Below are 24,671 nucleotides of genomic sequence, written 5' to 3'. Positions count from 1 at the left end.
CGACAAGACCGAGCCCGAGATGAACCAACCGTGGAGCCCCGACAGCTGGCGCGCCCTGCCGATCCAGCAGCAACCGACCTACCCCGATGCCGCGCACCTGCTGAAGGTCGAACAGACCCTGGCCAGCTACCCGCCGCTGGTGTTCGCGGGCGAGGCGCGCGAGCTGCGCCGGCAGTTCGCCGAGGTCACCGAAGGCCGCGCCTTCCTGCTGCAGGGTGGCGACTGCGCCGAGAGCTTCGCCGAGTTCTCGGCGGCGAAAATCCGCGACACCTTCAAGGTGCTGCTGCAGATGGCCATCGTCATGACCTTCGCCGCCGGCTGCCCGGTGGTCAAGGTCGGGCGCATGGCCGGGCAGTTCGCCAAGCCGCGCTCATCGGGCGATGAAACCATCGGCGACATCACCCTGCCCGCCTACCGTGGCGACATCGTCAACGGCATCGGCTTCGACGCGAAAAGCCGCATCCCCGACCCGGAGCGCCTGCTGCAGGCCTACCACCAGGCCACTGCCAGCCTCAACCTGCTGCGCGCCTTCGCCCAGGGCGGGTTTGCCGACCTGCACCAGGTGCACAAGTGGAACCTGGACTTCATCGCCAACTCGGCGCTGGCCGACAAGTACCACCAGCTGGCCAACCGCATCGACGAAACCCTGGCATTCATGCGCGCCTGCGGCCTGGACAGCGCGCCGCAGCTGCGCGAAACCAGCTTCTTCACCGCCCACGAAGCACTGCTGCTGAACTATGAAGAAGCCTTCGTGCGCCAGGACAGCCTGACCGGCGACTACTACGACTGCTCGGCGCACATGCTGTGGATCGGCGACCGCACCCGCCAGCTGGACGGAGCCCATGTGGAGTTCCTGCGTGGCGTGCACAACCCGATCGGGGTGAAGGTTGGCCCGAGCATGAACCCCGAAGAACTGATCCGCCTGATCGACACGCTGAACCCGGCCAACGACCCCGGGCGCCTGAACCTGATCGTGCGCATGGGCGCCGGCAAGGTCGGCGACCACCTGCCGGGGCTGATCCGCACGGTCGAGCGCGAAGGGCGCAAGGTGCTGTGGAGCTCCGACCCGATGCATGGCAATACCATCAAGGCCAGCAGCGGCTACAAGACCCGCGACTTTGCGCAGATCCTGGATGAGGTGAAACAGTTCTTCCAGGTGCACCAGGCCGAGGGCAGCCATGCCGGCGGCATCCACATCGAGATGACCGGGCAGAACGTCACCGAATGCATCGGCGGTGCCCGGCCGATCACCGAGGATGCGCTGTCCGATCGCTATCACACCCACTGCGACCCGCGGATGAATGCCGACCAGTCCCTGGAGCTGGCGTTCCTGATTGCCGAAACCCTCAAGCAGGTGCGGCGCTGAGCAACGCCTGGCGCAACTGGCTGCCCTCGGTACGCGGGCAGTTCAGTTGCACCCTCTCCAGCCCCAGCCAGCTGGCCAGGCGCAGCAGGTTGCTGGCCAGGGCCTGGTAACCCTCTTCGTCCAGGCCGCCTGCCTCGACATGCACGGCGTGCACTGCCAGTTGCCCCTGGGCGCGCTCGGCGCGCAGGTCCACGCGCGCGGCGATGTGTTCGCGGTACAGGAACGGCAGCACGTAGTAGCCGTACACCCGCTTGTGCGCCGGTGTGTAGATTTCCAGGCGGTAGCGGAAGTCGAACAAGCGCTCGGTACGGTTGCGTTCCCAGACCAGTGAATCGAACGGCGACAACAGCGCGCTGGCCTGGATGCGCCGGGGGATACGCGGCGCGCCGGCGCAGTAGGCAAGCTGCTTCCAACCCTGCACCTCGACCGCTTGCAGGCGGCCATCAGCCACCAGTTCGGCCAGTGCCGCCTTGCCCTGCCCCGGGTCCAGGCGGAAGTAGTCGCGCAGGTCGCGCTCGGTGGCTACGCCCAGGGCGGTGGCGGCGTGCAGCATCAAGCCCTGATGCGCCTCGGTCTCGCTGGGCAGTGGCTGGTCGAGGATCGACCTCGGCAGGACCTTTTCCGGTACATCGTAGAGCCGCTCGAAGCCGCGCCGGCCAGCGACCGTCACCTCCCCAGCGGCGAACAGCCATTCCAGCGCGTGCTTTTCCTCGCTCCAGTCCCACCAGGGGCCAGCCCGCTCCTCGCGGGTGGACAGGCTGCCCGCGCCAAGGGCGCCCTGTTCGCGGACCGCTGCCAGTACCCGGGCGATCACATCCTGGCGTTCACGGCCAAACTGCGCGAGCTGGCGATAGATGCCACGGCCATCGGCGGCATGGGCCATGCGCCAGCGCAGTAGTGGGTACAGGCTCAGCGGCAGCAGCGAGGCTTCGTGCCCCCAGTACTCGAACAACAGGCGCTGGCGGCCACTGCCCCAGGCGAGCTGGTCGAGAGTGGCAGGCGAGTAGTTGCCCAGCCGGGAGAACAGCGGCAGGTAGTGGGAGCGGACCAGGGCGTTGACCGAATCGATCTGCAACACGCCCAGGCGTTGCAGCATGCGCTTGAGTGCTGGCAGGGTCGGCACCGATTCCGGCTGTTTGCCGAAACCTTGGGCAGAAAGGGCCAGGCGGCGGGCCTGGTTGATGGACAGCTTGAGGGGCAAGCCTGAACTCCTTGTAGTGTCTGTTCCGGCCCTTTCGCGGGTGAACCCGCTCCCACATTGTGCAGTACCTGTGGGAGCGGGCTTGCCCGCGAAGAGGCCGGTAAACCCACCGACAAACTTAGCCTATTTCCGCAGCGGGTCATCCCAGAAATGCCGCTCGGCCTCCTGCTGGATATCCGCCCGGCTCAACCCCAGGTCGTGCAGGGTCGCATCACTCAGGCTGGCCAGTTCCTGGCGCTGGCGGTACAGCTGCAGCCAGCGCGCCGGGCGCTGCAGGGCGGCATGCCACAGGTGGTTCAGGGAAAAGGCAGGTTGCTGGATGCTGCTGACATGACCTTTCATCGTGAAGCCCTCCGTGTTGATGGCTCCAGTCTCCTGCCAGGCATAAGATCAATCCAACGAATGTTTCTGATGCCATGCATCTCGGAGATTGATGCAATGTCCCAGTACCAGAGCCTCGATGCGGACGTACTGCGCACCTTCGTGGCCATCGCCGAGCAGGGCGGCTTCACCCGCGCCGGCGAGGTGGTCAACCGCACCCAGTCGGCGGTGAGCATGCAGATGAAACGCCTGGAAGAAGACATTCTGCAGCGCCAGCTGTTCGAGCGCGACGGCCGCCAGGTGCGGTTGACTGCCGAAGGCCAGGTGCTGCTCGGCTATGCGCGGCGCATCCTCAAGTTGCATGGGGAAGTGTTCAACACCCTGCGCATGCCGCACATGGTCGGGGTCGTACGCATCGGTACGCCGGACGACTATGCCATGCGTTTCCTGCCGACCATCCTGTCGAGCTTTGCCCAAGCCTACCCGCTGGTGCAGGTGGAGGTGCATTGCGACTCCTCCAAACAACTGATGCTGCGCCAGGACCTGGACCTGACCATCGTCACCCGTGAACCAGGTAACGAGATTGGCCAGCTGCTGCGCCAGGAACGCCTGGTCTGGGCCGCCGCGGAAGGCTTCTGCCCGCAGGAGCAACGCCCCATGCCTGTAGCCTTGTTCAACACCGACTGCTTCTGCCGGGCCTGGACCTGCAATGCCCTGGAGGCCCAGGGCATCGACTACCGCATCGCCTATACCAGCCCGAGCCTGGCAGCGATCTTCGCCATTGTCACCGCTGGGTTGGCGGTGACCGCACAGTTGCAGAGCCTGATTGGCGGGAATATCCGCATTCTGGGCGAGAGCGAAGGGTTGCCGCAGTTGCCGGTGGCCAATGTGATGCTGGTGCGCAGTACCCAGAACCCTTCGCCGATTACCGACTGCATGGCCGACTACATTGTCGAAGGGTTCAAGTAACTTGGGTCTGCTGCGCAGCCCATCGCCGGCAAGCCAGCTCCCACAGGGATCGTGCAAGCCTGTTCCTTCATGGCAGGCCTGCACAATTCCTGTGGGAGCTGGCTTGCCGGCGATGGGCCGCAAAGCGGCCCCAAAATCTCAAAGCTCGAACCCGAGCATCACCGCACACCCCACCAGAAACACACAGAACATCGCCCGCAACACCTTCTCCGGCAACGCATGGGCCAATTTCACCCCCCAGCTGATACTCAGCAGGCCGCCCACCGCCAATGGCACCCCCACCCCCCAGTCAACACTGTGGTGCACCCCATAGGTCACCAGGGTTACCAAGGTACTCGGCGCCGCCAGCGCCAGCGACAGCCCCTGCGCCACCACCTGGGTGGTACCGAACACACTGGTCAGGATCGGCGTGGCCACCACGGCCCCACCCACCCCGAACAAGCCGCCCATGGTGCCGGCAACGCTGCCCAGCACACCCAGCCACGGCCAGGCATAGCGCAACTCGGCGCTGGGCGGCGTCACCTTCATGAACATCCGCGCCACGTTCCACACCGCCAGGGCCACCAGGAAGCCGACAAAGCCCAGGCGCATGGATTGCGCATCCAGCCCCACCGCCCAGATCGACCCCAGCCAGGCGAACACGAAGCTGCACAGCGACAACGGCACCGCATGGCGCAACTCGATGCGGTTACGCTGGTGATAACGCCACAGCGCCAGCAGCACATTGGGCACTACCATCACCAGCGCCGTTCCTTGCGCCAGTTGCTGGTCCAGGCCGAACAGCACGCCCAGCGCCGGAATCGCGATCAGCCCGCCGCCAATGCCGAACAGGCCACCCATGGTCCCCAGGGCTGCGCCCAGCACGATATACAACAACCACTCGATCATCAGGGGCCTCATCCGCCTGTACACATAATGCGAGCATGCTAACGATTGCGGGCTGGCGGGGAAACGCACAGCAGCGCACAATGGCTGTGCGTTTTTCGCAAAAACAAGGCAGCCATGAGCCCAGATACCCTGACCGACCAGCTAAGCCTGTTCCTCGATGTGCTGGAAACCGGCAGTTTTTCTGCCGCCGCCCGCCGCCACCCGCTGACCCCGTCCGCCGTGGCCCGGCGCATCGACAATCTGGAAAGCGCCGTGGGCAGCCGCCTGTTCACCCGCAGCACCCACGCCGTGCGCGCCACACCTGCCGGCAACGCCTTTGCCGAACGGGCCAGGCGCATCATCGAGGAGCTGCGCCTGGCCCGCGCCGAAGCGGTGTCGCTGAGCAATGCCCCCGAAGGCCTGATCCGCGTCGACGCCCCCGCCGCATTCGGCCGCCGCCACCTGGCCCCGGCCATCGCCGATTTCCTGGTCGCCTACCCGGGCCTTGATGTGCAACTGCGCCTGATCGACAGCTTCGTCGACCTGCATGGCAGCCACCTGGGCGAAGTCGACCTGGTGCTGCGCGCCGGCCCGCTGGCCGACACCCGGCTGGTCGCCACGCCATTGGCCTACATGGTGCGCATCGCCTGCGCCAGCCCGGCCTACCTGGCCAGCCGCGGCATGCCCACCTGCCCCAGCGAACTGCCCGGGCACGACGGCCTGGACTGGGACGGCCTGGCGCCGCCATTTGCCTGGCGTTTCAACGTGGCCGGGCAAACCCGCCTGTACCGCCCCTCACGCATGCGCATGGCCGCCAACAACGCCGAAACCCTGCTGTTCGGCGCCCTCGCCGGTTTAGGCATAGCCCACCTGCCCACTTGGCTGATCAGCGAATACCTGCTGCGTGGCGAGCTGATACCTTTGTTTTGCGACGGTGGCTTGCCCCAAGCGGAAACCAGCGGTATCTACGCGCTTCGCCTGGAACATGAAACGAACTCTCGCAGCCGTTTGCTGCTCGAATTTCTCAAGAGCCGCTTCAGCCCGATTCCACCCTGGGACCTGGCCTTGCGCAGTGAACTGCGCGAATAAAGCGCGCACTAACGATCCGCGTGCCAGACTTTCCCATTGATTACCTTCAAGGACCTGCATGAACGCCAACACCCAAGCCTCCTGTGACGAGCTGCTGCTGGACAACCAGGTCTGTTTCGCCCTGCACTCCACCTCGTTGCTGATGACCAAGGTCTACAAACCGCTGCTGCAGGCCCTGGGCCTGACCTACCCGCAGTACCTGGCCATGCTCGTGCTGTGGGAGCACGACGGCCTGACCGTAGGCGAGATCAGCCAGCACCTGCTCACCGACCCCGGCTCGCTGACACCGCTGCTCAAACGCCTGGAAAGCGAAGGCCTGCTGCAGCGCAACCGCAGCCGCGAGGACGAACGGGTGGTACTGGTGCAGCTGACCGACAAGGGCCGCGCCTTGCAGCAGCAGGCCAAAGAAGTGCCGCAGTGCATCCTCAAGGCCAGCGGGCGCAGCCTGGAACAGTTGCAACAGCTGCAGGCCGACCTGCTGGCGCTGCGCGAGAACCTGCAGAAAACCCTCTGACAGCTATGCTGTGCAATGGCCGTTCGGATGAGCGGTGACGATTTATCTTGCGCACTAACTAATTGCGCGCTAATTTAAATCCCACACCAACCCGCGCCCTCCTCCAGACGGGGAGCGCACAGCACATTAGCGAGGCTCAAGATGCAAAAGGTCACTCCGCTGTACATCGCAGAAGCTACCTCCACCGGTGGGCGCGATGGCAAGTCCCGTTCCAGCGACGGCAAGCTGGTGGTCAGCCTGAGCACCCCCAAGGAACTGGGCGGCGCTGGCGGTGACGGCACCAACCCCGAGCAGATGTTCGCCGCCGGTTACTCGGCGTGCTTCATCGGTGCCCTGAAGTTCGTGGCCGGGCAGGAGAAAAAAGCCCTGCCGGCGGACTCCTCGATCACCGCGAAGGTGGGCATCGGCCAGATCCCAGGTGGTTTCGGCCTGGACATCGACCTGCACATCAACCTGCCGGGCCTGGCCCAGGCCGATGCCGAAGCGCTGGTGGAAAAGGCGCACAAGGTGTGCCCGTACTCCAACGCCACCCGCGGCAATGTGGATGTGCGCCTGCACGTGACCGTGTAAGGCTGTGGGAGCGGCCTTGCGTCGCGATGGGGCGCGAAGCGGCCCCGGAATCTCGGGTACACCTTGATATTGCCGGGGCCGCTTTGCGCCCCTTTCGCGACACAAGGCCGCTCCCACAAAAGCAAGAGCAAGAGCACGCATCGAGATCTGCAGGAATCGCAGGCACAAAAAACCCGGCCAAGGCCGGGTTTTTTGCGTTTCACAAGAAGGATTACTTCTTGGAACGGCCTTTGAAGCTGTTGTCGCGAGTGTCGATATCGATCCACTCGTCGATCTGGATGAAGTCGGCAACCGAGATCTCGGTACCGTTCTTCAGCTTGGCAGGCTTCATCACCTTGCCCGAGGTGTCGCCGCGTGCAGCGTTCTCGGTGTAGACAACCTGGCGGCTGATGGTGGTCGGCAGTTCAACCGATACCAGGCGGCCTTCGAAGAACACGGCTTCGCAGACGTCTTCCATGCCTTCTTCGATGTACGGCAGAACGGCTTCGATGTCCTCGGCGTTCAGTTCGTACATGGTGTAGTCGGTGGTGTCCATGAAGGTGTATTCGTCACCGTTGATGAACGACAGGGTCGCTTCTTTGCGATCCAGGATCACGTCGTCCAGCTTGTCGTCTGCACCGTAGACGGTTTCGGTCTTGTAGCCGGTCAGCAGGTTCTTCAGCTTGGTCTTCATGATCGCGCTGTTACGGCCCGACTTGGTGAACTCAGCTTTTTGAACCAGCCACGGGTCGTTGTCGATCCGCAGGACGGTACCGGGTTTCAGTTCTTTACCAGTTTTCATTACGAAGTATCCGAATCTGGATGGATTTATAAAAATCGAGGCCGCGTATCATAGCGAATTTCGGTAAAAGTGTACTAGCGCTGTGGCAAGGTCCGGCTGAGCGGCCTGTCGCGCTGCCCAAAGCCGGGCATGCTGCTGCAGTTCCGGCCAGTGCTGGCGGGCCGCCTGCCAGGCCTGGCCCATGTCGCGGTCCATGTTCCAGGCACGCCACAGGCCAAGCAGGGCGGCATCGGCATCGCCTGACAACCCGTGTCGATAATGCGCCAGAAACGCTTCGAGCTTTTCCCAATGGGCATTCTCGTCCTGCACGTAGATGTGCCACAGCATCGGCTGCCCGGCCCACTGCGCGCGCACGAACGAGTCTTCGCCGCGCACGGCATTGAAATCACAGCTCCACAGCAACCGGTCGTAGTCATCCTGGCTGACGAAAGGTAGCACCTGCACGGTCAGCGCCCCTCGCTTGCGCACGCTGCCCACTTGCAGGGCCGCCTCGCCAAGCCACTGGCCGAGCCCCGCGACAACGCGCCCTTGCGGCACCAGCAGGTGGCAAGGTTGCTCGCCTGAGGCCAAGGCATCAAGCCAGTTGCCCAGTTGCGGGTTTTCGTAGGCGAACAGGGAAATCAGCAATGTCCCCGCTTCAGGGTTTACGCCAAGCCCCTGCAAGAAGGCCTGCCGTGCGCCTTGCTGGAACGCATCACGCCGCACCAGCAGCGAGCCCTCGCGCAGCAGGCCACCGGTTTTTTCGGTAAAGCCGGGAAAGAAAAACACCTTGCGCAAGCCATTGGGCTGCGGCGAAGGCAAGCCATGGCAGCCCTCCACCCAGTCCTCGGCACTGAGGTATTCGAGGTTCAACCACAGCGGCGGCGTGGCACGAGCACGCATTGCCTCTACATAAGCTGCTGGCAACTGGCAGGCGAAGGCACCGATTACCACATCAGCCGGCGCCACCGGCAACCACGTCACCGGCCACTGGCGCACGTCCACACCGTGCTGCCACTGCTGCGGGGCGGTGGCATCGGCCCCGGGGCACATGGGCGTGAACGCATTGAGGTCATCCACCCACAGGCGCACTGCCAGGCCGTGCTCGGCCACCAGCTGCCGGGCCAGGCGCCAGGTCACGCCTATATCGCCGTAGTTGTCGACGACGCTGCAGAAGATGTCCCAGGTGGCTTTCATGTGCCCTGCCCTCGCCCAGCGGAAAAACCGCGCATTCTGCGCATAAATTGTCGCTGACAAAAGCACCTGCGCGGAAAAATGCCCAGGCGCATGCGACAATGCACCCCGAACACCCTGCCAGGAGGCTGCCATGCCGCGCCACCGTGAACTGAAGATCACCCTCAAGCCGTTGCCATTGATCGTGTGCGTTGCCTTTGGCCTGTGGCTGGGCGCCGTGGCCATCGCCGCCAGCCTGTGGCTGGCCCTGCAACTGTGGCCACAACAGGTACAGCCACTGGCCCAGGCCGTGGCCCCCGCCGCGTACCGGCCTGCCGCGCCACCGGCGCCAGCCCCTGCGGCGGATGCCCAGGCGGAAATGTTCGAACGCTACAAGGACATCCTGCACAAGCAGGAGGTGCAACAGGCCGCCGAGGCCGCCCAGGGCAACCCGCGCAACCTCAACAGCCCCAAGTGCCAGTTCTGGCTGCAGCAGAACCGCACCGCGCCCACCGACAAAAGCCAGGCCAACGTGCTGGAGTTCTGTTACTGACCATGGACAAGCCCAGCCTGCTGGCGCAGATCGTCGCCACCCTCGAGCATGACCTGGATGTGCTGACCCGCGCGGCGCAAACCGCGTACGAAGCCGCCACTGCCGAAGAGAACATCGCCGAGAACAAGTACGACACCCTGGGCCTGGAAGCCTCGTACCTGGCCACCGGCCAAGCCCGCCGCAGCGCCGAGATCCGCAAGGCGCTGGTGACCTACCAGCAACTGCTGCTGCGCGATTACGACCGGGCACGCGGGGTGCAGGTGAGCAACCTGGTGACGCTGGAAGATGAAGATGGCGGGCAGCGCCGACTGTTCCTCGGGCCCGAGGCGGCGGGGTTGAAGATTGGCGAGGGGGATGGGCTGGTGACGGTGATTACCCCGCGCTCGCCGCTGGGGCAGCAGTTGCTCGGCAAGAAGGTTGATGATGAAGTGAGCCTGGGGGCACAGGTATTGTTCATTGTTGATGTTGTCTGAGCCGGCCCTATCGCCGGCAAGCCAGCTCCCACGGGTGCAGCGTTGATCTCGAGGTTGTTGCTGTACCTGTGGGAGCTGGCTTGCCGGCCATAGGGCCGCTACAGGCAATACACTTCTAAAGGGTTTGCAAGGCATCGAACCGCCGCGCCAACCCCTGCTCTTCGAACTGTTCCACCACAAAATCGATAAACGCCCGGGTCTTGCCCGGCAACAGCTTGTGCTCGGCGAAATACAGGCTGATATGCCCATCGTCCACGTACCAGTCCGGCAGCACCCGCTGCAGCCGCCCGCCTTCCAGGTACGGCACTGCAAACGGCAGGCTCACCAAGGCAATCCCCAAGCCCTGCTCGGCCACCGCGCAAGCCGCATCCGAATCGCTCATGGTCATCGTCTGGCGCAACTGCAATGGCTGCTGCACCTGCCAACGGCTGGTCAACGGCCATGAACGCACCCGCCCGGTCTGCGGCGAGCGGATCAGGATACCGTCATGCCGTTGCAATACCTGCGGGTCGTCAATCGGCGCGTGCCGGCCCAGGTACGCCGGCGCCGCCACCAGCACCCGGTGCGCCGGGGTCAGCTTGCGCGCCACCACCCCCGGCGGCAGATCGAAGCCGCCACCAATCGCCGCATCGAAGCCCTGGCCGATCAGGTCGACCTGGCGGTTGTCGAAATGCCAGTCCGGGGTAATGGCCGGGTAGCGACGCAGGAACTCGGCCAGCAATGGCAACACATACAAGCGCCCGAACACCGTACCCATGCTCACCCGCAACAACCCGGCCGGCTGGCCTTCGCTGCTGGCCAGATTGGCCACGGCGTACTGGATGGTGCGGAAGCTGTCACTGACCTCCCCCAGAAATCGCTGCCCGGCCTCGGTCAGGGTCAGCTTGCGGGTACTACGCTGGAACAACCGCACCCCCAGGCGCGCTTCAAGTTGGGCAACATGCTTGCCCACGGCAGCCGGGGTAATGCTGAGGCGCCTGGCGGCCTCGGCAAAGCTGCCGACTTCGGCACTGCGGATGAAGCATTCCAACGCGTTGAACGACTCCATGGCCATGATTGGCAACCAAAGGTTTACTCTGCTGATAGTGATTGCCATCTTATCAGCAGGTAATCAAGCGCCGATACTGCGCTCATCCAAGGCATTCCGGCCTGGCTTCCAGCAGGAGATCAGCATGTCCAAACAACACACCCTCGAAGGCAAAGTAGCACTGGTACAGGGCGGTTCCCGCGGCATCGGTGCAGCCATCGTGCGACGCCTGGCCCGCGAAGGCGCGCAGGTGGCCTTCACCTATGTCAGCTCCGCCGGCCCGGCGCAAGCGCTGGCTGAGGAAATTACCGAAAACGGCGGCAAGGCCCTGGCCCTGCGGGCCGACAGCGCCGACGCGGCGGCCGTGCAACTGGCCGTGGATGACACTGTGAAGGCCTTCGGCAGGCTGGATATCCTGGTCAACAACGCCGGTGTGCTGGCGGTAGCACCGGTGACCGAATTCGACCTGGCCGACTTCGACCACATGCTGGCGGTGAACGTGCGCAGCGTATTCGTCGCCAGCCAGGCCGCTGCGCGCTACATGGGCCAAGGTGGGCGCATCATCAACATTGGCAGCACCAATGCCGAGCGCATGCCGTTTGCCGGCGGCGCCCCCTATGCCATGAGTAAATCGGCGCTGGTCGGCCTGACCCGCGGCATGGCCCGTGACCTGGGGCCGAAAGGCATTACCGTGAACAACGTGCAGCCAGGGCCGGTGGACACCGACATGAACCCGGCCAGCGGCGAGTTCGCTGACAGCCTGATCCCGCTGATGGCGATCGGGCGCTATGGCGAGGCGGATGAGATTGCCAGCTTCGTGGCTTACCTGGCGGGGCCTGAGGCGGGGTATGTCACTGGGGCCAGCCTGACGGTCGATGGCGGGTTTGCTGCCTGATTGAAGGGTTGCCTGCTCCGGCCTCTTCGCGGGTAAACCCGCTCCCACAGGGATATCACAGGCCCCGAGCCCAGTGGTGTACCTGTGGGAGCGGGTTTACCCGCGAAGAGGCCAGCACAGGCTCAACCGATCCCCAACCTCCAGCCCCCTCCCCCTGCCCTGCTCTGCCGCACAATGCATTGATGTAGTGCCCGACACTTTCCGATAATCCCCCCTTTACTCCTGCCCGCCACGAGAACTGCATGAACGCCCCCACTCTCAGCCGCGCCCTGATCCTGCTGATGGCCACCGCCACCGGCCTGGCCGTGGCCAGCAACTACTATGCGCAACCACTGCTGCACAGCATCGCCCAGCAGTTCGGCCTGAGCACCGCCAGTGCCGGCAGCATCGTCATTGCCGCGCAACTGAGCTATGGCGCCGGCCTGTTGCTGCTGGCACCGCTGGGCGACCTGTTCGAGCAGCGCCGGCTGATCACCGTGATGACCGCCATTTCCACCCTGGGCCTGATCATCAGCGCCTGCGCACCGAGCCTGCCCTGGCTGATCCTTGGTACGGCGCTGACCGGGCTGTTCTCGGTGGTGGCGCAGATCCTCGTGCCCATGGCCGCGACCCTCAGCGAGCCACACCAGCGCGGGCGCGCGGTCGGCACGTTGATGAGCGGGTTGCTGCTGGGCATCCTGCTGGCACGTACCGCCGCCGGGTTCATGGCCGAACTGGGTGGCTGGCGCAGCATCTACGTGCTGGCTGCAGTGCTGATGGCCATCACCGCCGTGGCGCTGAACCGCAGCCTGCCGCAACACCACAGCCATGCCGGGCTGAAATACCCGGCGCTGATCGGCTCGGTGTTCCGCCTGTTCGTCGAAGAACCGGTGCTGCGCCTGCGCTCGCTGCTCGGCCTGCTGGCATTCAGCCTGTTCGCCCTGTTCTGGACGCCACTGGCGTTCCTGCTGGCGAAAGGCCCATACCACTATTCAGACGCGGTGATAGGCCTGTTCGGCCTGGCCGGTGCAGCGGGTGCGCTGTCGGCCAACTGGGCCGGGCGCCTGGCCGACCGTGGCAAGGGTTCGCTGGGCACCACCGTGGGCCTGGTGGTATTGCTGCTGTCGTGGGTGCCGCTGGGCTTTGCCGAGCAATCGTTGCTGGCCTTGCTGCTGGGCGTGCTGATGCTCGACCTGGCAGTACAACTGGTGCACGTGAGCAACCAGAACGCGGTGATTGCCCTGCGGCCCGAAGCGCGCACGCGGCTGAATGCCGGGTATATCACCTGCTACTTCATTGGCGGGGCCTTGGGCTCGTTGCTGGGCACGCAGTTGTTCCAGCGCCAGGGCTGGATGGGGATTGTGGTGGCCGGGTTGGTGATTGGCGGGCTGGCTTTGCTGGCGTGGGGGTTGGCGGAGCGCAAGCGCAGGAGCGCTTTGCAAGCGGCCTGAAAATTTTTGTTGGCTTCTTCGCGGGCACGCCCGCGAAGAGGCCATCAGCCATGGCGACAATGCACCGCACGACCCTCCGTCGCATGGCCGTTGACTTGCCTGCCCGGGCAGCGCTCAGTAGGCGCTGGTCAATGCCCTTTCCCTGACAGGACGACGTTATGACAAGACTCACGGTGCAATCCGGCGATTTCTTGCAAGGCGAAGGCGAGTATCGCAATGGATCGCTCACACTCAAGACCCCGCGCAGCCCCTCCCCGGGCGAGCGGATTTCCCTGGCACGCATCAGCGAGCTGCGGCTGGCCAGCCTGGAATCCAGCCGTAGCCTGGGCAGTGCCCTGGGCTGGGGCGTGGCCGGGGCCCTGGTGGCCGGGCCGGTGGGGTTGCTGGCCGGGCTGTGGCTGGGTGGAAAAGAAGAGGAGGCCACCTTCCTGGCCACCTTCAAGGACGGGCGCAAGCTCATGGCCATTACCGATGGCAAGACCTGGTCGAAGATCGATGACAACTGGCGGCAGCACAGGCGGCCGGCCCGCAAAGGCTGACTGGATATCGCAGGGCCCGGATCGTTTTATGTTGAAGGCGGCTGTAAGATGCCGCCTTTTTCATGGCCTGTGCCGGCCTCTTCGCGGGTGAACCCGCTCCCACAGGGATATCACTGCACCTGAGGATAGTGATTTTCCTGTGGGAGCGGGTTCACCCGCGAAGAGGCCGGCTCAGGTGTCGCGCATCCAGGAGCCCCACCGCATGCCCCCGCGTCACCCCCGCCTGCCCCTGAGCCTGCTCAGCCTGGGCCTGGCCCTGCATTGCCCCCATGTGCTTGCCGAAGACAGCGTGCTACTGGCCCCGCTGCAGGTGTCCGACACCTACACCAACGACGGCTACCAGGCACGCCAGGCAGCAGTAGGCGGCTTCCAGCCCGCGCCCCTGCTCGACACCCCGGCCTCGATCAGCGTGTTCAGCCAGCAACTGCTGGAAGACCGCCAGGTGCGCCAGCTCAGCGAGGTGCTGCAAAGCGACGCCTCGGTGGGCGAAAGCTACGCCCCCATCGGCTACTACGAAAACTTCAACGTGCGCGGCTTCGAGCTGAATGCCGCCAGCAGCTACCGCATCAATGGCCAGACCATCGCCGGCGAGCAGAACGTGGCCCTGGAGAACAAGCAGCAGGTGGAGCTGCTCAAGGGTTTGTCCGGGCTGCAGAGCGGCGTGTCGGAACCGGGTGGCCTGGTCAACTACGTGACCAAGCGCGCCGAAGACGTGCGCAGCGTCACGGTGTCGACCAACGAACAAGGCGAGCGCTACCTGGCCACCGACCTGGGCGGCTGGTTCGGCAGCGAGCGGCAGTTCGGCCTGCGGGCCAACCTGGCTCATGAAGACATCCGCTCCTACGTCGACCACGCCGACGGCAAGCGCGACTTCGCCTCGCTGGCCTTCGACTGGCAGATCAACCAGGATGCCACCCTGCAGCTGGATGCCGAATACCAGCACCGCGAACAGCGCTCGGTGCCGGGTTACCAGCTGCTCGGTGGCAGCGAAGTACCCCATGGCATCGACCCCGACGACCGCCTGGCCTACCAGCACTGGGCCAAGCCGGTGCAGAACGATTCGCTGAACCTGGGTGGGCGCTTCGAGTACCGTTTCAACGAAGCCTGGACCGGGACCTTGAGCGCCTCGCGCAGCAAGGTGGTGATCGATGACTACAGCTCGTTTGCCTGGGGCAGCGAAAAAGGCATGCAGTCGCACTTTAGCCCAGAAGGCGATTACGACATCTACGATTTTCGCAGCCCAGACGACACTCGTCGCATCGATGAAACCCAGGCCATGCTCAATGGCAAGTTTGACGTAGCAAACACCAGCCATGAGCTGACCGTGGGAACCAGCGCGCAACGCCGCACGGTGGATCAACGAACGTACTACAACGAACTTCTGGAGCATGGCGGCAACATTTACACCGGATCGATAGCCCAGCCGCCCTCCGACAGACCCATAGGGTCTAGCGAACGGCGCCTGGACAGCCGCCAGTACGGCCTGTTCTTCAGCGACCGTATCAGCTTCAACGAACAATGGCAGACCGTGCTGGGCGCTCGTGAAGTGCGCTTGGATGAAAGGACCTGGGACGAAAATGGGGCGGCCGGCCGCCATACCCGGCAATACGAATTGCTACCCAATGCCGCGCTCATCTACAAGCCGCAACCGGATACCACCTTGTACGTCAGTTACGCCAAAAGCCTTTCAGCCGGCGGCACGGCCCCCTGGTTTGCCCGCAACGCAGCCGAAATCCTCGCACCGACGACCTCACACCAACTGGAACTGGGCCTCAAACACGACTGGCAAGGCCTGAGCTTCAGCGCCGCACTGTTCCAGATACGCCAGGCATACCAGTACGCCCGCCCGGACGGCGCCGGCCACTTCACCTACGTGCAGCAAGGCCAGCAGAAAAACACCGGCCTGGAACTGGGCGCCAGCGGCTGGGTGACCTCGAACCTGCAGGTGCAGGCCAGCGCTGCGGCGATTCGGGCGCGGGTGCAGAACAGCGATACCGATGCCTATGAAGGCCACCAGGCGATCAACGTGCCCAGGTTCCGAGCTGCGCTGCAGGCGGAATACACCCTGCCGGTACCGGGGTTGGTACTGCTGGGCGGGGCGCGTTACAGCGCCAGCAAATATGCGAGCCAGGCGGGGAATGTGGAAGTTGGTGGGTATACGGTGTTCGATGTGGGTAGCCGCTACCGCACGCGTATCGGGGGGTATGACACGGTGCTGCGGCTGACTGTGGATAACGTGTTCGACAAGCGTTATTGGCGCGATGTGGGGGATTACCTGGGGGATAACTACCTGTTCCAGGGGGCGCCGCGGACGGCTCGGCTGTCGGCTTCGGTCACCTTCTAGAATTTTGGGGGTGCTTTGCACCCCTTTCGCCGGCAAGCCAGCTCCCACCTCGACCGCATTGACCTCAAGCCATGCGCAACCCCTGTGGGAGCTGGCTTGCCGGCGATTGGGCCGCAAAGCGGCCCCAAATGGCGTGAAAACAAAAAGCCCCCGGCTTCTCAGCTCGGGGGCTCTTCGTAGAATGTGGCGGTGAAGAAGGGATTTGAACCCTTGATACGATTTCTCGTATACACACTTTCCAGGCGTGCTCCTTCGACCACTCGGACACTTCACCGTTTCTTTTCAAGCCTTGCAGCCTGTCGAGGTGCGCTAATTTAGTGAAAGACTTTCCCTTTGGCAAGCATTTTTTTCAATTTTTTCATGCATTTGCACTTGAGCCCCGGCGAACGCTGACCGACCAGTCAGCCTTACTGCTTTACCTCGCCCCTGGCGCTGGGTAACGTCGTCGCCACGCCAACAAAAGGACTCTGCCATGAGCGAGCTGATTACCTACCACGCCGAAGACGGCATCGTTACCCTGACCCTGAACAACGGCAAGGTCAACGCCATCTCGCCAGACGTCATCGCCGCCTTCAACGCCGCGCTAGACCGCGCCACTGAAGAACGCGCGGTGGTGATCATCACCGGGCAGCCCGGCATCCTGTCTGGCGGCTACGACCTCAAGGTGATGACCAGCGGCCCCAAGGAAGCAGTCAGCCTGGTCACTGCCGGTTCCACCCTCGCCCGCCGCCTGCTTTCGCACCCGTTCCCGGTGGTAGTCGCCTGCCCGGGCAATGCCGTGGCCAAGGGTGCCTTCCTGCTGCTGTCGGGCGACTATCGCATCGGCGTCGAAGGGCCGTACAAGGTGTGCCTGAACGAAGTGCAGATCGGCATGACCATGCACCATGCCGGTATAGAACTGGCCCGCGACCGCCTGCGCCGCTCGGCCTTCCACCGCTCGGTGATCAATGCCGAGGTGTTTGACCCGCAGGGCGCGGTGGACGCAGGCTTCCTCGACAAGGTAGTGCCGGCCGAGCAGTTGCAGGATGCAGCACTGGAGAAAGCGCGGGAGCTGAAGAAGCTGAACATGCTGGCGCACAAGAACACCAAGCTGAAGGTGCGCAAAGGGCTGCTGGAAGCGTTGGACAAGGCGATCGAGCTGGATCAGCACTATACAGGTTGACCGTAGCGGCCTCTTCGCGGGTGAACCCGCTCCCACAGGGATATCGCAGGCCTCAAGAGCAATGAGGTACCTGTGGGAGCGGGTTCACCCGCGAAAGGGCCAGTACAGGCTTGCACCAGGGTTTGCCCCAACCAGTGCACATCCGTACACTGCCCGGCGACTGTCTGGTGTGAGTCGTACCATGCTTTATTCATTGCGCATGTTCCTGCTGGCGCTGCATTTCCTTGTGGTTGGCACCCTGGGCCTGGTCATTGGCCTATGCCGCCCCTTCAACCCCGACAACAGCCGCCTGTTCGCCCGCCTCTACAGCCTGCCGGCCACCTGGCTGATGCGCATCAGGGTCAAGGCCGAAGTCGGCCCGCTGTGGGACCAGCCGCCAGGCTGCGTGATCGTCGCCAACCACCAGTCCAACTTCGACCTGTTCGTGCTAGGCCAGGTGGTGCCGCAGCGCACCGTCGCCATCGGCAAGAAAAGCCTGGGCTGGATCCCGCTGTTCGGCCAGCTGTTCTGGCTGGGTGGCAACGTGCTGGTCGACCGCAAGAACGCCTACCAGGCACGCAAGGCCATGCAGAAGACCACCCGGGTGCTGCAGGACGATACCTCGATCTGGATTTTCCCCGAAGGCACGCGCAATCCCGGCGAGCACCTGCTGGCCTTCAAGAAAGGCGCGTTTCACATGGCCATCGAGGCCGGTGTGCCGATCGTGCCGGTATGCGTCAGCCGCTATGCCGGGCGCCTGAGCCTGAACAGCTGGCGCCAGCGCACGGTGATCGTGCGCTCGCTGCCACCGATCGCCACGGCGGGCATGACCCTGCAGGACCTGCCGGCGCTGATCGAACAGTGCCGGGGGCAGATGCAACAATGCATCGACCGCATGGAAGGGGAACTGGCCAAGAGCTAGGTTGCTCTTGAGCCCACTACAGCCCAAGCTGTAACCCGTGTCCAACCGGAATAAGCGAACAACCATGGGTCGAGTCGTGGCATCGGCGGTGTACAGCGCCGGCAGAAAGGTCACCAACATCAGCATCGATGAAGGCAGCGAGTGGGCGCGCAAGCCGGGGCACTTTGTATGGATCGGCCTGGAAGAGCCCAACGCAGAGGAGCTGGCCAACCTGCAGTGCCAGTTCAACCTGCACGAACTGGCCATCGAAGACGCCCTGGAAAAGCACAGCCGGCCCAAGCTGGAAACCTTCGGCGACGCCCTGTTCATCGTCACCTACTCGCCGGTGCGCCACGAAGGCAAGCTGGAGTTCATCGAAACCCACATCTTCGCCGGCAACGGCTACATCATCACCTGCCGCAACGGCCACTCCAAATCCTATGCCCTGGTGCGCCAGCGCTGCGAGGCGCGGCCGTTGCTGCTGGAGCACGGCGAAGACTTCGTGCTGTATGCCCTGCTCGACTTTGTCACCGAGAACTACCAGCCGGTCAGCGAGGCCATTCATGGGGAGATCGAAGAGCTGGAGCAGAGCGTGCTTGGCGGTTCGCTGCAAGAGGACGATATCCGCCGCTTGCACAGCCTGCGCCGCGACATCCTGCGCCTGCGCCGCTACGTGGCACCGATGGTGGAAGTGAGCGAGGAACTGCAGCGCCTGAGCTTCCCGTTCATCGACAAGAACATGCGCCCGTACTTCCGTGATGTACAGATCCACGTGACGCGGCAAATGGAGGACCTGGCAGGCATCCGCGACATCGCCAGCCAGACCATCGAGATCGGCATGCTGCTGGAGTCGTCACGGCAGAGCATCGTGCAGCGCAAGTTTGCGGCCTGGGCGGCGATCCTGGCGTTCCCCACGGCAATTGCCGGGGTTTACGGGATGAACTTCCAGAACATGCCGGAGCTGGGGTGGCACTATGGGTACTTCGGGGTGCTGGGGGTGATCGGGCTGGGCTGTACCGCGTTGTATGCCAGCTTCAAGAAGTCTGGCTGGCTTTGAGATTGTCGGGGCCGCTTTGCGGCCCAATCGCCGGCAAGCCAGCTCCCACAAGGACCGCACAAGTCTCAGGCCTGTGATGACCCTGTGGGAGCTGGCTTGCCGGCTATTGGGCTGCACAGCAGCCCCCAGCCATCACGCTGCGGTATCTTTGCTCACCGGCTGCTGGATAAACCGCAACATCCACTCCCCCACCAGGTCGCCCTGGTGCTCGGTGGCCAGGCTGGCCACGGCCTTGTGGTACACCTCATCACCCAGATACTGCTGGCGCGCATCGAGCAGTGCGCGGGAGTAGTCGTGCACGAACTCCGGGTGCCCCTGGAAGCACAGCACCTGGTCACGAATGTGGTACGCAGCGTTCGGGCAGAAATCGCTGGAGGCGATCACCGTGGCGCCTTCCGGCAGCTCGGTCACCTGGTCCTGGTGGCTGATCAGCAAGGTCAGCTCCGACACCTCCGGGTCCATCCACGGCGCATGGGCCGCCAGCGAATAGCGGTGGATACCCACGCCCCAGCCCTGCTCGGCACGCTCGGCCTTGCCACCCAGGGTCAACGCCAGCAACTGGTGGCCGAAACACACACCCAGCAGCTTCTCGCCACGCTCGTACAGCTTCAGCAGATAGGCCTTGAGGGTCTGGATCCACGGGTCGGTACCAAACGAGTCGGCCTTGCTGCCCGTCACCAGGTAGGCATCGAACACTTCGTTGTCGGCGGGATAATCGCCATTCATCACGTTGTACACACGAAATTCGGCGGCGATCGGCTGACGCGAGAAGAGCTGCTCGAACATCCTGCCGTAGCCCTGGTACTGCGCGGTCAACTCCGGTCGCAGGACATCGGTTTCAAGGATGCAGATGCGTAACGACATAGGGGTAGTCCTGAACGACATGGGTGGGAATCTGCTGTAGAGACTGACGCGAAAGGCACGTACAAGCAAGTAGGCCGCACTGACGAACGGTCACATTTCGTCGGTGCCCTGCTGGCACTTGCGCCACCGTCTAGCCAGAGCATGCCAGCCGGCTGGCACTTGGCCTCATAGCCAGACGAAATCAACGAACTACAGCATTAGAACAAAGGGTTCTCAAACATGGATGACGCACACCCTACTGTTGGTTGTATATCCACTTTCAAGAGGCAGGCAGTTCAGGCGTCACGCAACGCCACTGCGATCGACCCGAAGCGAGACAGGGAAGCCAACGGGTATTCAGGAATAACAACAAGAAGGCGGTCCGCCATGTTCAGACAATCGAAAATTCGCCAAGCTGGGCTCATTCTCTTCGCCACGACTTTGCTGCTGATCCTGCCGAACCTCACACGTTTGTTCGGCTGACTGCCGCTGTGGCGCCAACAGGCAACGCACAGGTAACCTGCTGGCCTTGATGGTCGGAGATTACCCATGCGCCACTGCCTTGCACTGTTAGTGTTGCTTCTGAGTCTGCCGCTGTCGGCGGCGCAACTGCACCTTGAACTGGGCGCCACGACGCACGAGTGGAGCAGTGCAGACCTGCTCGACCACCCGCAGGCCCGGGACATCAGCATCGACCAGGACGTTTCCTACAAGCAGCCCATGCATTATCGGGCGGTGCCGCTGGCCGCGCTGCTGGATGGCGTGAGCGCCAGCGACCACCTGCAGGCGGTGGCGCTGGATGGTTTTGCCGCCGAAATGCCGGCGGCGCCACTGTTGCAGCACGGGCCGGCACAGGCCTGGCTGGCGGTGGAGGAGCCGGGCCGGCCGTGGCCACCACTGGGCCAGGGCAAGCCAAGTGCGGGGCCGTTCTACCTGGTGTGGACTGCACCGCAGGCAGGCGGCATCCGCCCGGAGCAGTGGCCGTTCCAGATTTCCACGATTCGCAAGCTGGCTTCTGTCGAGGCGCGTTTTCCGGCGCTGCTGCCCGACCCGAAGCTGCCGGCCGACAGCCCGGTGCGCCGGGGCTTTGCCTTGTTCCAGCAGAACTGCCTGGCGTGTCATAGGCTGAATGGCGCGGGGGATGCGCAGGTGGGGCCGGACCTGAATGTGCCGCATAACCCGACCGAGTATTTTCGGCCGGAATATCTACGCCAGCTGATTCGGGACCCGCAGAGCCTGCGGCAGTGGCCGCAGGCGAAGATGCCGGGGTTTGCAGAAAGTGTCTTGAGTGAAACGGAGCTGGATGAATTGCTGGCCTATTTGAGGCATATGGCTGGGCGCAGGCCTTGAGGGCCGTGTGTGCTTCTTCGCGGGCTTGCCCGCTCCCACAGGATCACCACAGGCTTGAAGGCCGTGAGATACCTGTGGGAGCGGGCAAGCCCGCGAAGAAGGCAACACAAAACTCTCAGGCTATGGGCCGCTCCTGCTTGACCCCCCACCCTTCCACCTCACCGCCATAAGGTGTCACCAGCTGCTCGAAGGCCTCTTCGAAGTCGCCAATCCCGCCATGGGTGGCATACATGACCTTGCTCAGCTCCAGATGCCAGGCACCGTCGCCCAGCTCCTTGACCTGGGCATTCAGCGATTCACCGCGAAACTGCCCGGCCGCGCGGCGGGCCCCTGCTTCGTCGGGGAATATGGCGTAGAACTCGATGGGGTGGATCTGGGTGAAGTCGAAACCGCCTGCCTTCATCTGGCGCAGGACGTTGCTGCTGATATCGTCGTTCTGGCTGCTCATGAAACGTCCTCCTGAATAATGCGATGGATAGACTTTCCGTGCACTACGCACCTGCCGGCAGCGGCCGGGCAGTTCGAGCTGATGCAAGACGCGAAGGGATGCGGTGCCAACCCGCAGAATAGGCCGGCACCTTCTTGCAGCGTAGTGCCTGCCAGGGCACCACGCAAACGTGTGGTTCAGGGCGTTTCGTGGATGCTGGTGATGGTCACGCCACTCTGTTCCTTGAGCCAGCGTGCGGTGGGTGAAACAGTGCGATCCTGGAAGTCGTTGAGGTCCAGCTCGTCCATCACCGGGAACAGGTGCGAACGGATGGCCCGCGCGGCGTCCTCCTCGCTGGGGCACTGGTCGCCGTGCAGCGTCAGGGTGGTGAGCACGCCCTTCTGGTCGGCAAAGATGACTTCCCACTCTTTCATTGAACGAACCCTCTAAGTCAACGAACACCGGGTGTGTGATGCCTGAAACAAGTGACCTTGAGGTGGGGAGAATGTTCAGTCTGAGGGATTTGTGTTGGGCCCATTCGCGGGCACGCCCGCTCCCACAGGGCCACCACAAGGTCCGAAACCTTTGCTGTACCTGTGGGAGCGGGCGTGCCCGCGAATGGGCCGTGAAACGGCCCCGATCTACTTCGGCGTGCCGTGCACTACACCGGCAGTGTTATCCAGCAAGCTCTTGGTCGCGGTCTGGATATACGCTTCCAGCTTCTTCAGCATTTCCGGCTGGTCCGGGCTTTCGATCAGCTCGGCCTTGAACTCGCTGCCCAACTGGTAGCGGTACATGCGCGGGGACATGTCCTTGGACTCGATCAGGATGCGGTCGCCCTGCACCAGGCCGACGATCTGCTCGCTGCCCGATGGCTTGATCATGCCCACGCCCTGGTCGCCCTCAGGCAGGTTGAGCAGGTCGCGACCCCAGCACTGGTGACGGGCCTGGCCACCCAGGCGGCCCATGATGGTCGGCACGATGTCGACCTGGGTGCCCACGGTGTGGTTGACCGCACCGAACTTCTCCTGGATGCCCGGGGCAATCAGCAGCAGCGGCACGTTGAAGCGGCCCAGGTCCAGCTCGGTGACCTGCTGGTGGTTGCCAAAGCCATGGTCGCCAACGATGACGAACAGAGTTTCCTTGAAGTACGGCTCCTTGCGCGCCTTCTCGAAGAACTGCCCCAGCGCCCAGTCCGAATAGCGCATGGCGGTCAGGTGCTCGTCCAGGCGGCCCTGGCCGGTTACCGGCTCTACCGGCAGGTCCTTGGGCAGCGCGTACGGGGTGTGGTTGGACAGGGTCTGCAGCAGCGCGTAGATCGGCTTCTTGCCATCGTGCTTGGCCAGCTCTTCGGCGCCGCGGTCGAACATGTCCTGGTCGGACACGCCCCAGGTCGGGTCGGAGAACACCGGGTTGACGAAGTCGTTACGGCCAATGAAGGTGGTCATGCCCTGGTTGCCGAAGAACCCGGACTGGTTGTCCCAGGCAAAGTCACCGTTGTAGACGTACACGTCGTCGTAATCGCGGGCGCTGAGCAAGGCTGGCAGGCCGGACAGTTTGTGGCCGCCTTCCGGGGTCTGCATCAGGTATTCGAAGCCTGGCAGGTTGGGGAAGCAGGCCATGGTGGCGAACATGCCCTGGTGGGTATGGGTGCCGTTGGAGAAGAAGCGGTCGAACAGCAGGCCCTCTTTGGCCAGCTTGTCGAAGTACGGGGTGATGTTGTTGGGGCTGCCCAGCGCGCCCACCGAGTGGCCGGCGAAGCTTTCCATCAGGATCACCACCACGTTCTTGATCGGCAGGGTGCGCTCGGCCGGCGGCACGAAGTCGCGGCGGATTGCAGCCTCGTCGGCATCGACCAGGGTGTCGTTGGCGGTCAGCAGTTGCTCGCGCACGCTCTGCGTGGCCACATCCTGCTCCAGCACCGGCTTCCAGATGTTGGCGCGGTCTTCGCCGAAGCGGCTCTTGGCAGCATCGATCAGGGTCAGAGTGCCGTTCAGGCCCAGCTGGTTGACGAAGTTGGAATCGGTGGTGAAGGCATCACCCCAGCGCATCGGCGGGCCCTGGCGCAGGGTGCCACGGGCAGCGACCACGGCCACCAGCAGGATCACCATGAACACCGCCAGGCGGTTGTACCACGGCGCCGCGCGGCGCTGCAGGGTGACCTCGCCGTCGCCATTGCCACGGGTCATGCGGTCGATGCCCTTGAACAGCAGGCTCAGCAGCCAGGTGCCGAACAGCCAGGCCAGCAGGTAGCGCACCACCGGGAAGCCGTACCAGAGCATGCTCAGCACGGTTTTCGGGTCTTCCTTGATGTACTGGAACACCAGGCCGTTGAGGCGCTGGTGGAACTCGCGATAGAAGTCCATCTCCATCAGGCCGAGGAACATCACCACGCTCGAGGTGATGGTCAGCCAGAAACGGAACAGGCCACGCCGGGCCATGGCCCAGGGGCTGAGGATGGCCAGCAGCAGCGGAATGCTGATGTACACCACCACCCGCAGGTCAAAGCGCAAGCCGTTGAGGAAGCCTTCGGCGACGGTCGCATTGGGGGTGTCGCCGATCATGTCGCTGTTGTAGACCAGCAGCGCCAGGCGCACGAGGCTGAGCATCAGCATGATCACCAGGCCGCTGAGCAGCGTGTAGGCCAGGTGGGATTTCAGGGTGGGCGAGAACGACGCTCGCGCGCCCCGTTGCTTCAAGGCGTCCGGGTTAGCCATGAATGGGAAGGTCCTAGGATTGCGGGTTTGCGGAGATGGCGCAGGTGTATACCAACGCAGCATTGTGCGGGTGCGGATTCTGTTTAAACCAATGTGAAAATTTTGTCACGGGGGTGTTGCGGGTTTTGTCTGTTACGGCCCTAT

At 63.7% G+C, this 24,671-nt stretch carries 25 protein-coding genes and 1 tRNA gene; 15 read left to right on the top strand and 11 right to left on the bottom strand.

From position 1 onward, the window contains the following. The first annotated feature begins 19 nt into the window (after positions 1-19). Positions 20-1,366: a class II 3-deoxy-7-phosphoheptulonate synthase gene (locus ABX298_RS17760; protein WP_003247094.1), complete on the top strand. Its 1,347-nt coding sequence runs from the start codon at positions 20-22 to the stop codon at positions 1,364-1,366. On the opposite strand, the gene ABX298_RS17755 is transcribed toward ABX298_RS17760, so the two are convergent. Together ABX298_RS17755 and ABX298_RS17750 are read right to left on the bottom strand one after the other, a co-directional pair. Continuing rightward, positions 1,347-2,567, bottom strand: a complete 1,221-nt coding sequence (locus tag ABX298_RS17755; RefSeq protein WP_367393405.1) for a winged helix-turn-helix domain-containing protein — start codon at positions 2,565-2,567, stop codon at positions 1,347-1,349. The two genes, ABX298_RS17760 and ABX298_RS17755, sit on opposite strands and share 20 nt — an antisense overlap. A gap of 123 nt (positions 2,568-2,690) precedes the next feature. After that, positions 2,691-2,909 (bottom strand): DUF1127 domain-containing protein, encoded by a 219-nt coding sequence (locus ABX298_RS17750; RefSeq protein WP_013971536.1) that lies wholly within the window; start codon positions 2,907-2,909, stop codon positions 2,691-2,693. A 96-nt stretch (positions 2,910-3,005) separates the two neighbouring features. Between ABX298_RS17750 and ABX298_RS17745 the strand changes: the two genes are divergently transcribed. Beyond that, complete coding sequence (locus ABX298_RS17745) at positions 3,006-3,857, top strand: LysR substrate-binding domain-containing protein (protein WP_061552405.1); 852 nt, start codon at positions 3,006-3,008, stop codon at positions 3,855-3,857. A gap of 138 nt (positions 3,858-3,995) precedes the next feature. Here the strand turns inward: ABX298_RS17745 and ABX298_RS17740 are convergent, their stop codons facing one another. After that, a complete protein-coding gene (locus tag ABX298_RS17740; protein WP_317409399.1) occupies positions 3,996-4,745 on the bottom strand; it encodes a sulfite exporter TauE/SafE family protein in 750 nt (249 codons plus the stop codon). A 114-nt stretch (positions 4,746-4,859) separates the two neighbouring features. Here ABX298_RS17740 and ABX298_RS17735 point away from each other — a divergent pair, with 114 nt between their 5' ends. The 3 genes from ABX298_RS17735 to ABX298_RS17725 all read left to right on the top strand — a co-directional run bounded on the left by ABX298_RS17735 (position 4,860) and on the right by ABX298_RS17725 (position 6,897). Beyond that, a complete protein-coding gene (locus ABX298_RS17735) occupies positions 4,860-5,813 on the top strand; it encodes a LysR family transcriptional regulator (RefSeq protein ID WP_367393404.1) in 954 nt (317 codons plus the stop codon). 58 nt (positions 5,814-5,871) lie between these two features. Next, a complete protein-coding gene (locus ABX298_RS17730) occupies positions 5,872-6,327 on the top strand; it encodes a MarR family winged helix-turn-helix transcriptional regulator (protein WP_025338178.1) in 456 nt (151 codons plus the stop codon). A 141-nt stretch (positions 6,328-6,468) separates the two neighbouring features. Next, entirely contained in the window at positions 6,469-6,897 is a 429-nt protein-coding gene (locus ABX298_RS17725) for an organic hydroperoxide resistance protein (RefSeq protein ID WP_046615485.1), read from the top strand. Between the two features lie 211 nt (positions 6,898-7,108). On the opposite strand, the gene efp is transcribed toward ABX298_RS17725, so the two are convergent. Together efp and earP are read right to left on the bottom strand one after the other, a co-directional pair. After that, entirely contained in the window at positions 7,109-7,678 is a 570-nt protein-coding gene (efp, locus tag ABX298_RS17720; RefSeq protein WP_013971530.1) for an elongation factor P, read from the bottom strand. Positions 7,679-7,726: 48 nt separating this feature from the next. Then, on the bottom strand, positions 7,727-8,854 hold the full coding sequence (gene earP / locus ABX298_RS17715; protein ID WP_075044103.1) for an elongation factor P maturation arginine rhamnosyltransferase EarP: 1,128 nt from the start codon (positions 8,852-8,854) through the stop codon (positions 7,727-7,729). A gap of 130 nt (positions 8,855-8,984) precedes the next feature. Here earP and ABX298_RS17710 point away from each other — a divergent pair, with 130 nt between their 5' ends. Beyond that, on the top strand, positions 8,985-9,383 hold the full coding sequence (locus ABX298_RS17710; RefSeq protein ID WP_025338175.1) for a hypothetical protein: 399 nt from the start codon (positions 8,985-8,987) through the stop codon (positions 9,381-9,383). Positions 9,384-9,385: 2 nt separating this feature from the next. After that, positions 9,386-9,856 carry a GreA/GreB family elongation factor gene (locus ABX298_RS17705; RefSeq protein ID WP_075044102.1) on the top strand — a complete coding sequence of 157 codons (471 nt, stop codon included), beginning with the start codon at positions 9,386-9,388 and terminating at the stop codon, positions 9,854-9,856. A gap of 115 nt (positions 9,857-9,971) precedes the next feature. On the opposite strand, the gene ABX298_RS17700 is transcribed toward ABX298_RS17705, so the two are convergent. Beyond that, positions 9,972-10,910 carry a LysR family transcriptional regulator gene (locus ABX298_RS17700; RefSeq protein WP_075044101.1) on the bottom strand — a complete coding sequence of 313 codons (939 nt, stop codon included), beginning with the start codon at positions 10,908-10,910 and terminating at the stop codon, positions 9,972-9,974. A 118-nt stretch (positions 10,911-11,028) separates the two neighbouring features. On the opposite strand from ABX298_RS17700, the gene ABX298_RS17695 reads away from it, so the two are divergent. The 4 genes from ABX298_RS17695 to ABX298_RS17680 all read left to right on the top strand — a co-directional run bounded on the left by ABX298_RS17695 (position 11,029) and on the right by ABX298_RS17680 (position 16,091). Next, positions 11,029-11,778 carry a 3-oxoacyl-ACP reductase family protein gene (locus ABX298_RS17695; protein WP_075044100.1) on the top strand — a complete coding sequence of 250 codons (750 nt, stop codon included), beginning with the start codon at positions 11,029-11,031 and terminating at the stop codon, positions 11,776-11,778. 242 nt (positions 11,779-12,020) lie between these two features. Then, positions 12,021-13,208 (top strand): MFS transporter, encoded by a 1,188-nt coding sequence (locus tag ABX298_RS17690; RefSeq protein WP_317409403.1) that lies wholly within the window; start codon positions 12,021-12,023, stop codon positions 13,206-13,208. 158 nt (positions 13,209-13,366) lie between these two features. Continuing rightward, positions 13,367-13,747: a hypothetical protein gene (locus tag ABX298_RS17685; protein WP_025338170.1), complete on the top strand. Its 381-nt coding sequence runs from the start codon at positions 13,367-13,369 to the stop codon at positions 13,745-13,747. 202 nt (positions 13,748-13,949) lie between these two features. Beyond that, a complete protein-coding gene (locus tag ABX298_RS17680; protein WP_367393403.1) occupies positions 13,950-16,091 on the top strand; it encodes a TonB-dependent siderophore receptor in 2,142 nt (713 codons plus the stop codon). A 184-nt stretch (positions 16,092-16,275) separates the two neighbouring features. Here ABX298_RS17680 and ABX298_RS17675 read toward each other — a convergent pair. After that, positions 16,276-16,365 (bottom strand) — tRNA-Ser (locus ABX298_RS17675). A 198-nt stretch (positions 16,366-16,563) separates the two neighbouring features. On the opposite strand from ABX298_RS17675, the gene ABX298_RS17670 reads away from it, so the two are divergent. The 3 genes from ABX298_RS17670 (at position 16,564) to ABX298_RS17660 (ending at position 19,190) form a co-directional block, all read left to right on the top strand. Further along, positions 16,564-17,253 carry a crotonase/enoyl-CoA hydratase family protein gene (locus ABX298_RS17670; protein ID WP_367393402.1) on the top strand — a complete coding sequence of 230 codons (690 nt, stop codon included), beginning with the start codon at positions 16,564-16,566 and terminating at the stop codon, positions 17,251-17,253. Positions 17,254-17,434: 181 nt separating this feature from the next. Continuing rightward, complete coding sequence (locus tag ABX298_RS17665) at positions 17,435-18,154, top strand: 1-acyl-sn-glycerol-3-phosphate acyltransferase (protein ID WP_075044095.1); 720 nt, start codon at positions 17,435-17,437, stop codon at positions 18,152-18,154. Between the two features lie 64 nt (positions 18,155-18,218). After that, on the top strand, positions 18,219-19,190 hold the full coding sequence (locus ABX298_RS17660; protein WP_015269363.1) for a magnesium and cobalt transport protein CorA: 972 nt from the start codon (positions 18,219-18,221) through the stop codon (positions 19,188-19,190). Between the two features lie 132 nt (positions 19,191-19,322). On the opposite strand, the gene ABX298_RS17655 is transcribed toward ABX298_RS17660, so the two are convergent. Then, entirely contained in the window at positions 19,323-20,054 is a 732-nt protein-coding gene (locus ABX298_RS17655) for an amidotransferase (RefSeq protein WP_025338166.1), read from the bottom strand. 528 nt (positions 20,055-20,582) lie between these two features. On the opposite strand from ABX298_RS17655, the gene ABX298_RS17650 reads away from it, so the two are divergent. After that, positions 20,583-21,383 (top strand): cytochrome c, encoded by an 801-nt coding sequence (locus ABX298_RS17650; RefSeq protein ID WP_367393401.1) that lies wholly within the window; start codon positions 20,583-20,585, stop codon positions 21,381-21,383. A 115-nt stretch (positions 21,384-21,498) separates the two neighbouring features. Here ABX298_RS17650 and ABX298_RS17645 read toward each other — a convergent pair whose 3' ends face one another. From ABX298_RS17645 to ABX298_RS17635, 3 genes are all read right to left on the bottom strand, one after another. Beyond that, a complete protein-coding gene (locus tag ABX298_RS17645) occupies positions 21,499-21,831 on the bottom strand; it encodes a ribonuclease E inhibitor RraB (protein ID WP_003260395.1) in 333 nt (110 codons plus the stop codon). A 176-nt stretch (positions 21,832-22,007) separates the two neighbouring features. Then, positions 22,008-22,244, bottom strand: coding sequence for a hypothetical protein (locus tag ABX298_RS17640; RefSeq protein ID WP_025338164.1), 237 nt, complete (start codon positions 22,242-22,244; stop codon positions 22,008-22,010). 207 nt (positions 22,245-22,451) lie between these two features. Continuing rightward, positions 22,452-24,527 (bottom strand): LTA synthase family protein, encoded by a 2,076-nt coding sequence (locus ABX298_RS17635; protein ID WP_367393400.1) that lies wholly within the window; start codon positions 24,525-24,527, stop codon positions 22,452-22,454. Between the last annotated feature and the right edge of the window lie 144 nt (positions 24,528-24,671).

Origin of the sequence: Pseudomonas sp. X4 (genome assembly GCF_040784925.1) — a bacterium.
Taxonomy (GTDB): domain Bacteria; phylum Pseudomonadota; class Gammaproteobacteria; order Pseudomonadales; family Pseudomonadaceae; genus Aquipseudomonas; species Aquipseudomonas putida_Z.
This window is presented reverse-complemented; position numbering and strand designations above follow the sequence as displayed.

Coding starts and splice junctions, on each gene's coding strand:
- ABX298_RS17695 (WP_075044100.1), top strand. CDS start 11,029: ATGTCCAAACAACACACCCTCGAAGGCAAAGTAGCACTGGTACAGGGC.
- ABX298_RS17760 (WP_003247094.1), top strand. CDS start 20: ATGAACCAACCGTGGAGCCCCGACAGCTGGCGCGCCCTGCCGATCCAG.
- ABX298_RS17725 (WP_046615485.1), top strand. CDS start 6,469: ATGCAAAAGGTCACTCCGCTGTACATCGCAGAAGCTACCTCCACCGGT.
- ABX298_RS17670 (WP_367393402.1), top strand. CDS start 16,564: ATGAGCGAGCTGATTACCTACCACGCCGAAGACGGCATCGTTACCCTG.
- efp (WP_013971530.1), bottom strand. CDS start 7,678: ATGAAAACTGGTAAAGAACTGAAACCCGGTACCGTCCTGCGGATCGAC.
- earP (WP_075044103.1), bottom strand. CDS start 8,854: ATGAAAGCCACCTGGGACATCTTCTGCAGCGTCGTCGACAACTACGGC.
- ABX298_RS17700 (WP_075044101.1), bottom strand. CDS start 10,910: ATGGCCATGGAGTCGTTCAACGCGTTGGAATGCTTCATCCGCAGTGCC.
- ABX298_RS17650 (WP_367393401.1), top strand. CDS start 20,583: ATGCGCCACTGCCTTGCACTGTTAGTGTTGCTTCTGAGTCTGCCGCTG.
- ABX298_RS17710 (WP_025338175.1), top strand. CDS start 8,985: ATGCCGCGCCACCGTGAACTGAAGATCACCCTCAAGCCGTTGCCATTG.
- ABX298_RS17690 (WP_317409403.1), top strand. CDS start 12,021: ATGAACGCCCCCACTCTCAGCCGCGCCCTGATCCTGCTGATGGCCACC.
- ABX298_RS17685 (WP_025338170.1), top strand. CDS start 13,367: ATGACAAGACTCACGGTGCAATCCGGCGATTTCTTGCAAGGCGAAGGC.
- ABX298_RS17655 (WP_025338166.1), bottom strand. CDS start 20,054: ATGTCGTTACGCATCTGCATCCTTGAAACCGATGTCCTGCGACCGGAG.
- ABX298_RS17750 (WP_013971536.1), bottom strand. CDS start 2,909: ATGAAAGGTCATGTCAGCAGCATCCAGCAACCTGCCTTTTCCCTGAAC.
- ABX298_RS17665 (WP_075044095.1), top strand. CDS start 17,435: ATGCTTTATTCATTGCGCATGTTCCTGCTGGCGCTGCATTTCCTTGTG.
- ABX298_RS17735 (WP_367393404.1), top strand. CDS start 4,860: ATGAGCCCAGATACCCTGACCGACCAGCTAAGCCTGTTCCTCGATGTG.
- ABX298_RS17645 (WP_003260395.1), bottom strand. CDS start 21,831: ATGAGCAGCCAGAACGACGATATCAGCAGCAACGTCCTGCGCCAGATG.
- ABX298_RS17640 (WP_025338164.1), bottom strand. CDS start 22,244: ATGAAAGAGTGGGAAGTCATCTTTGCCGACCAGAAGGGCGTGCTCACC.
- ABX298_RS17705 (WP_075044102.1), top strand. CDS start 9,386: ATGGACAAGCCCAGCCTGCTGGCGCAGATCGTCGCCACCCTCGAGCAT.
- ABX298_RS17745 (WP_061552405.1), top strand. CDS start 3,006: ATGTCCCAGTACCAGAGCCTCGATGCGGACGTACTGCGCACCTTCGTG.
- ABX298_RS17660 (WP_015269363.1), top strand. CDS start 18,219: ATGGGTCGAGTCGTGGCATCGGCGGTGTACAGCGCCGGCAGAAAGGTC.
- ABX298_RS17680 (WP_367393403.1), top strand. CDS start 13,950: ATGCCCCCGCGTCACCCCCGCCTGCCCCTGAGCCTGCTCAGCCTGGGC.
- ABX298_RS17635 (WP_367393400.1), bottom strand. CDS start 24,527: ATGGCTAACCCGGACGCCTTGAAGCAACGGGGCGCGCGAGCGTCGTTC.
- ABX298_RS17740 (WP_317409399.1), bottom strand. CDS start 4,745: ATGATCGAGTGGTTGTTGTATATCGTGCTGGGCGCAGCCCTGGGGACC.
- ABX298_RS17730 (WP_025338178.1), top strand. CDS start 5,872: ATGAACGCCAACACCCAAGCCTCCTGTGACGAGCTGCTGCTGGACAAC.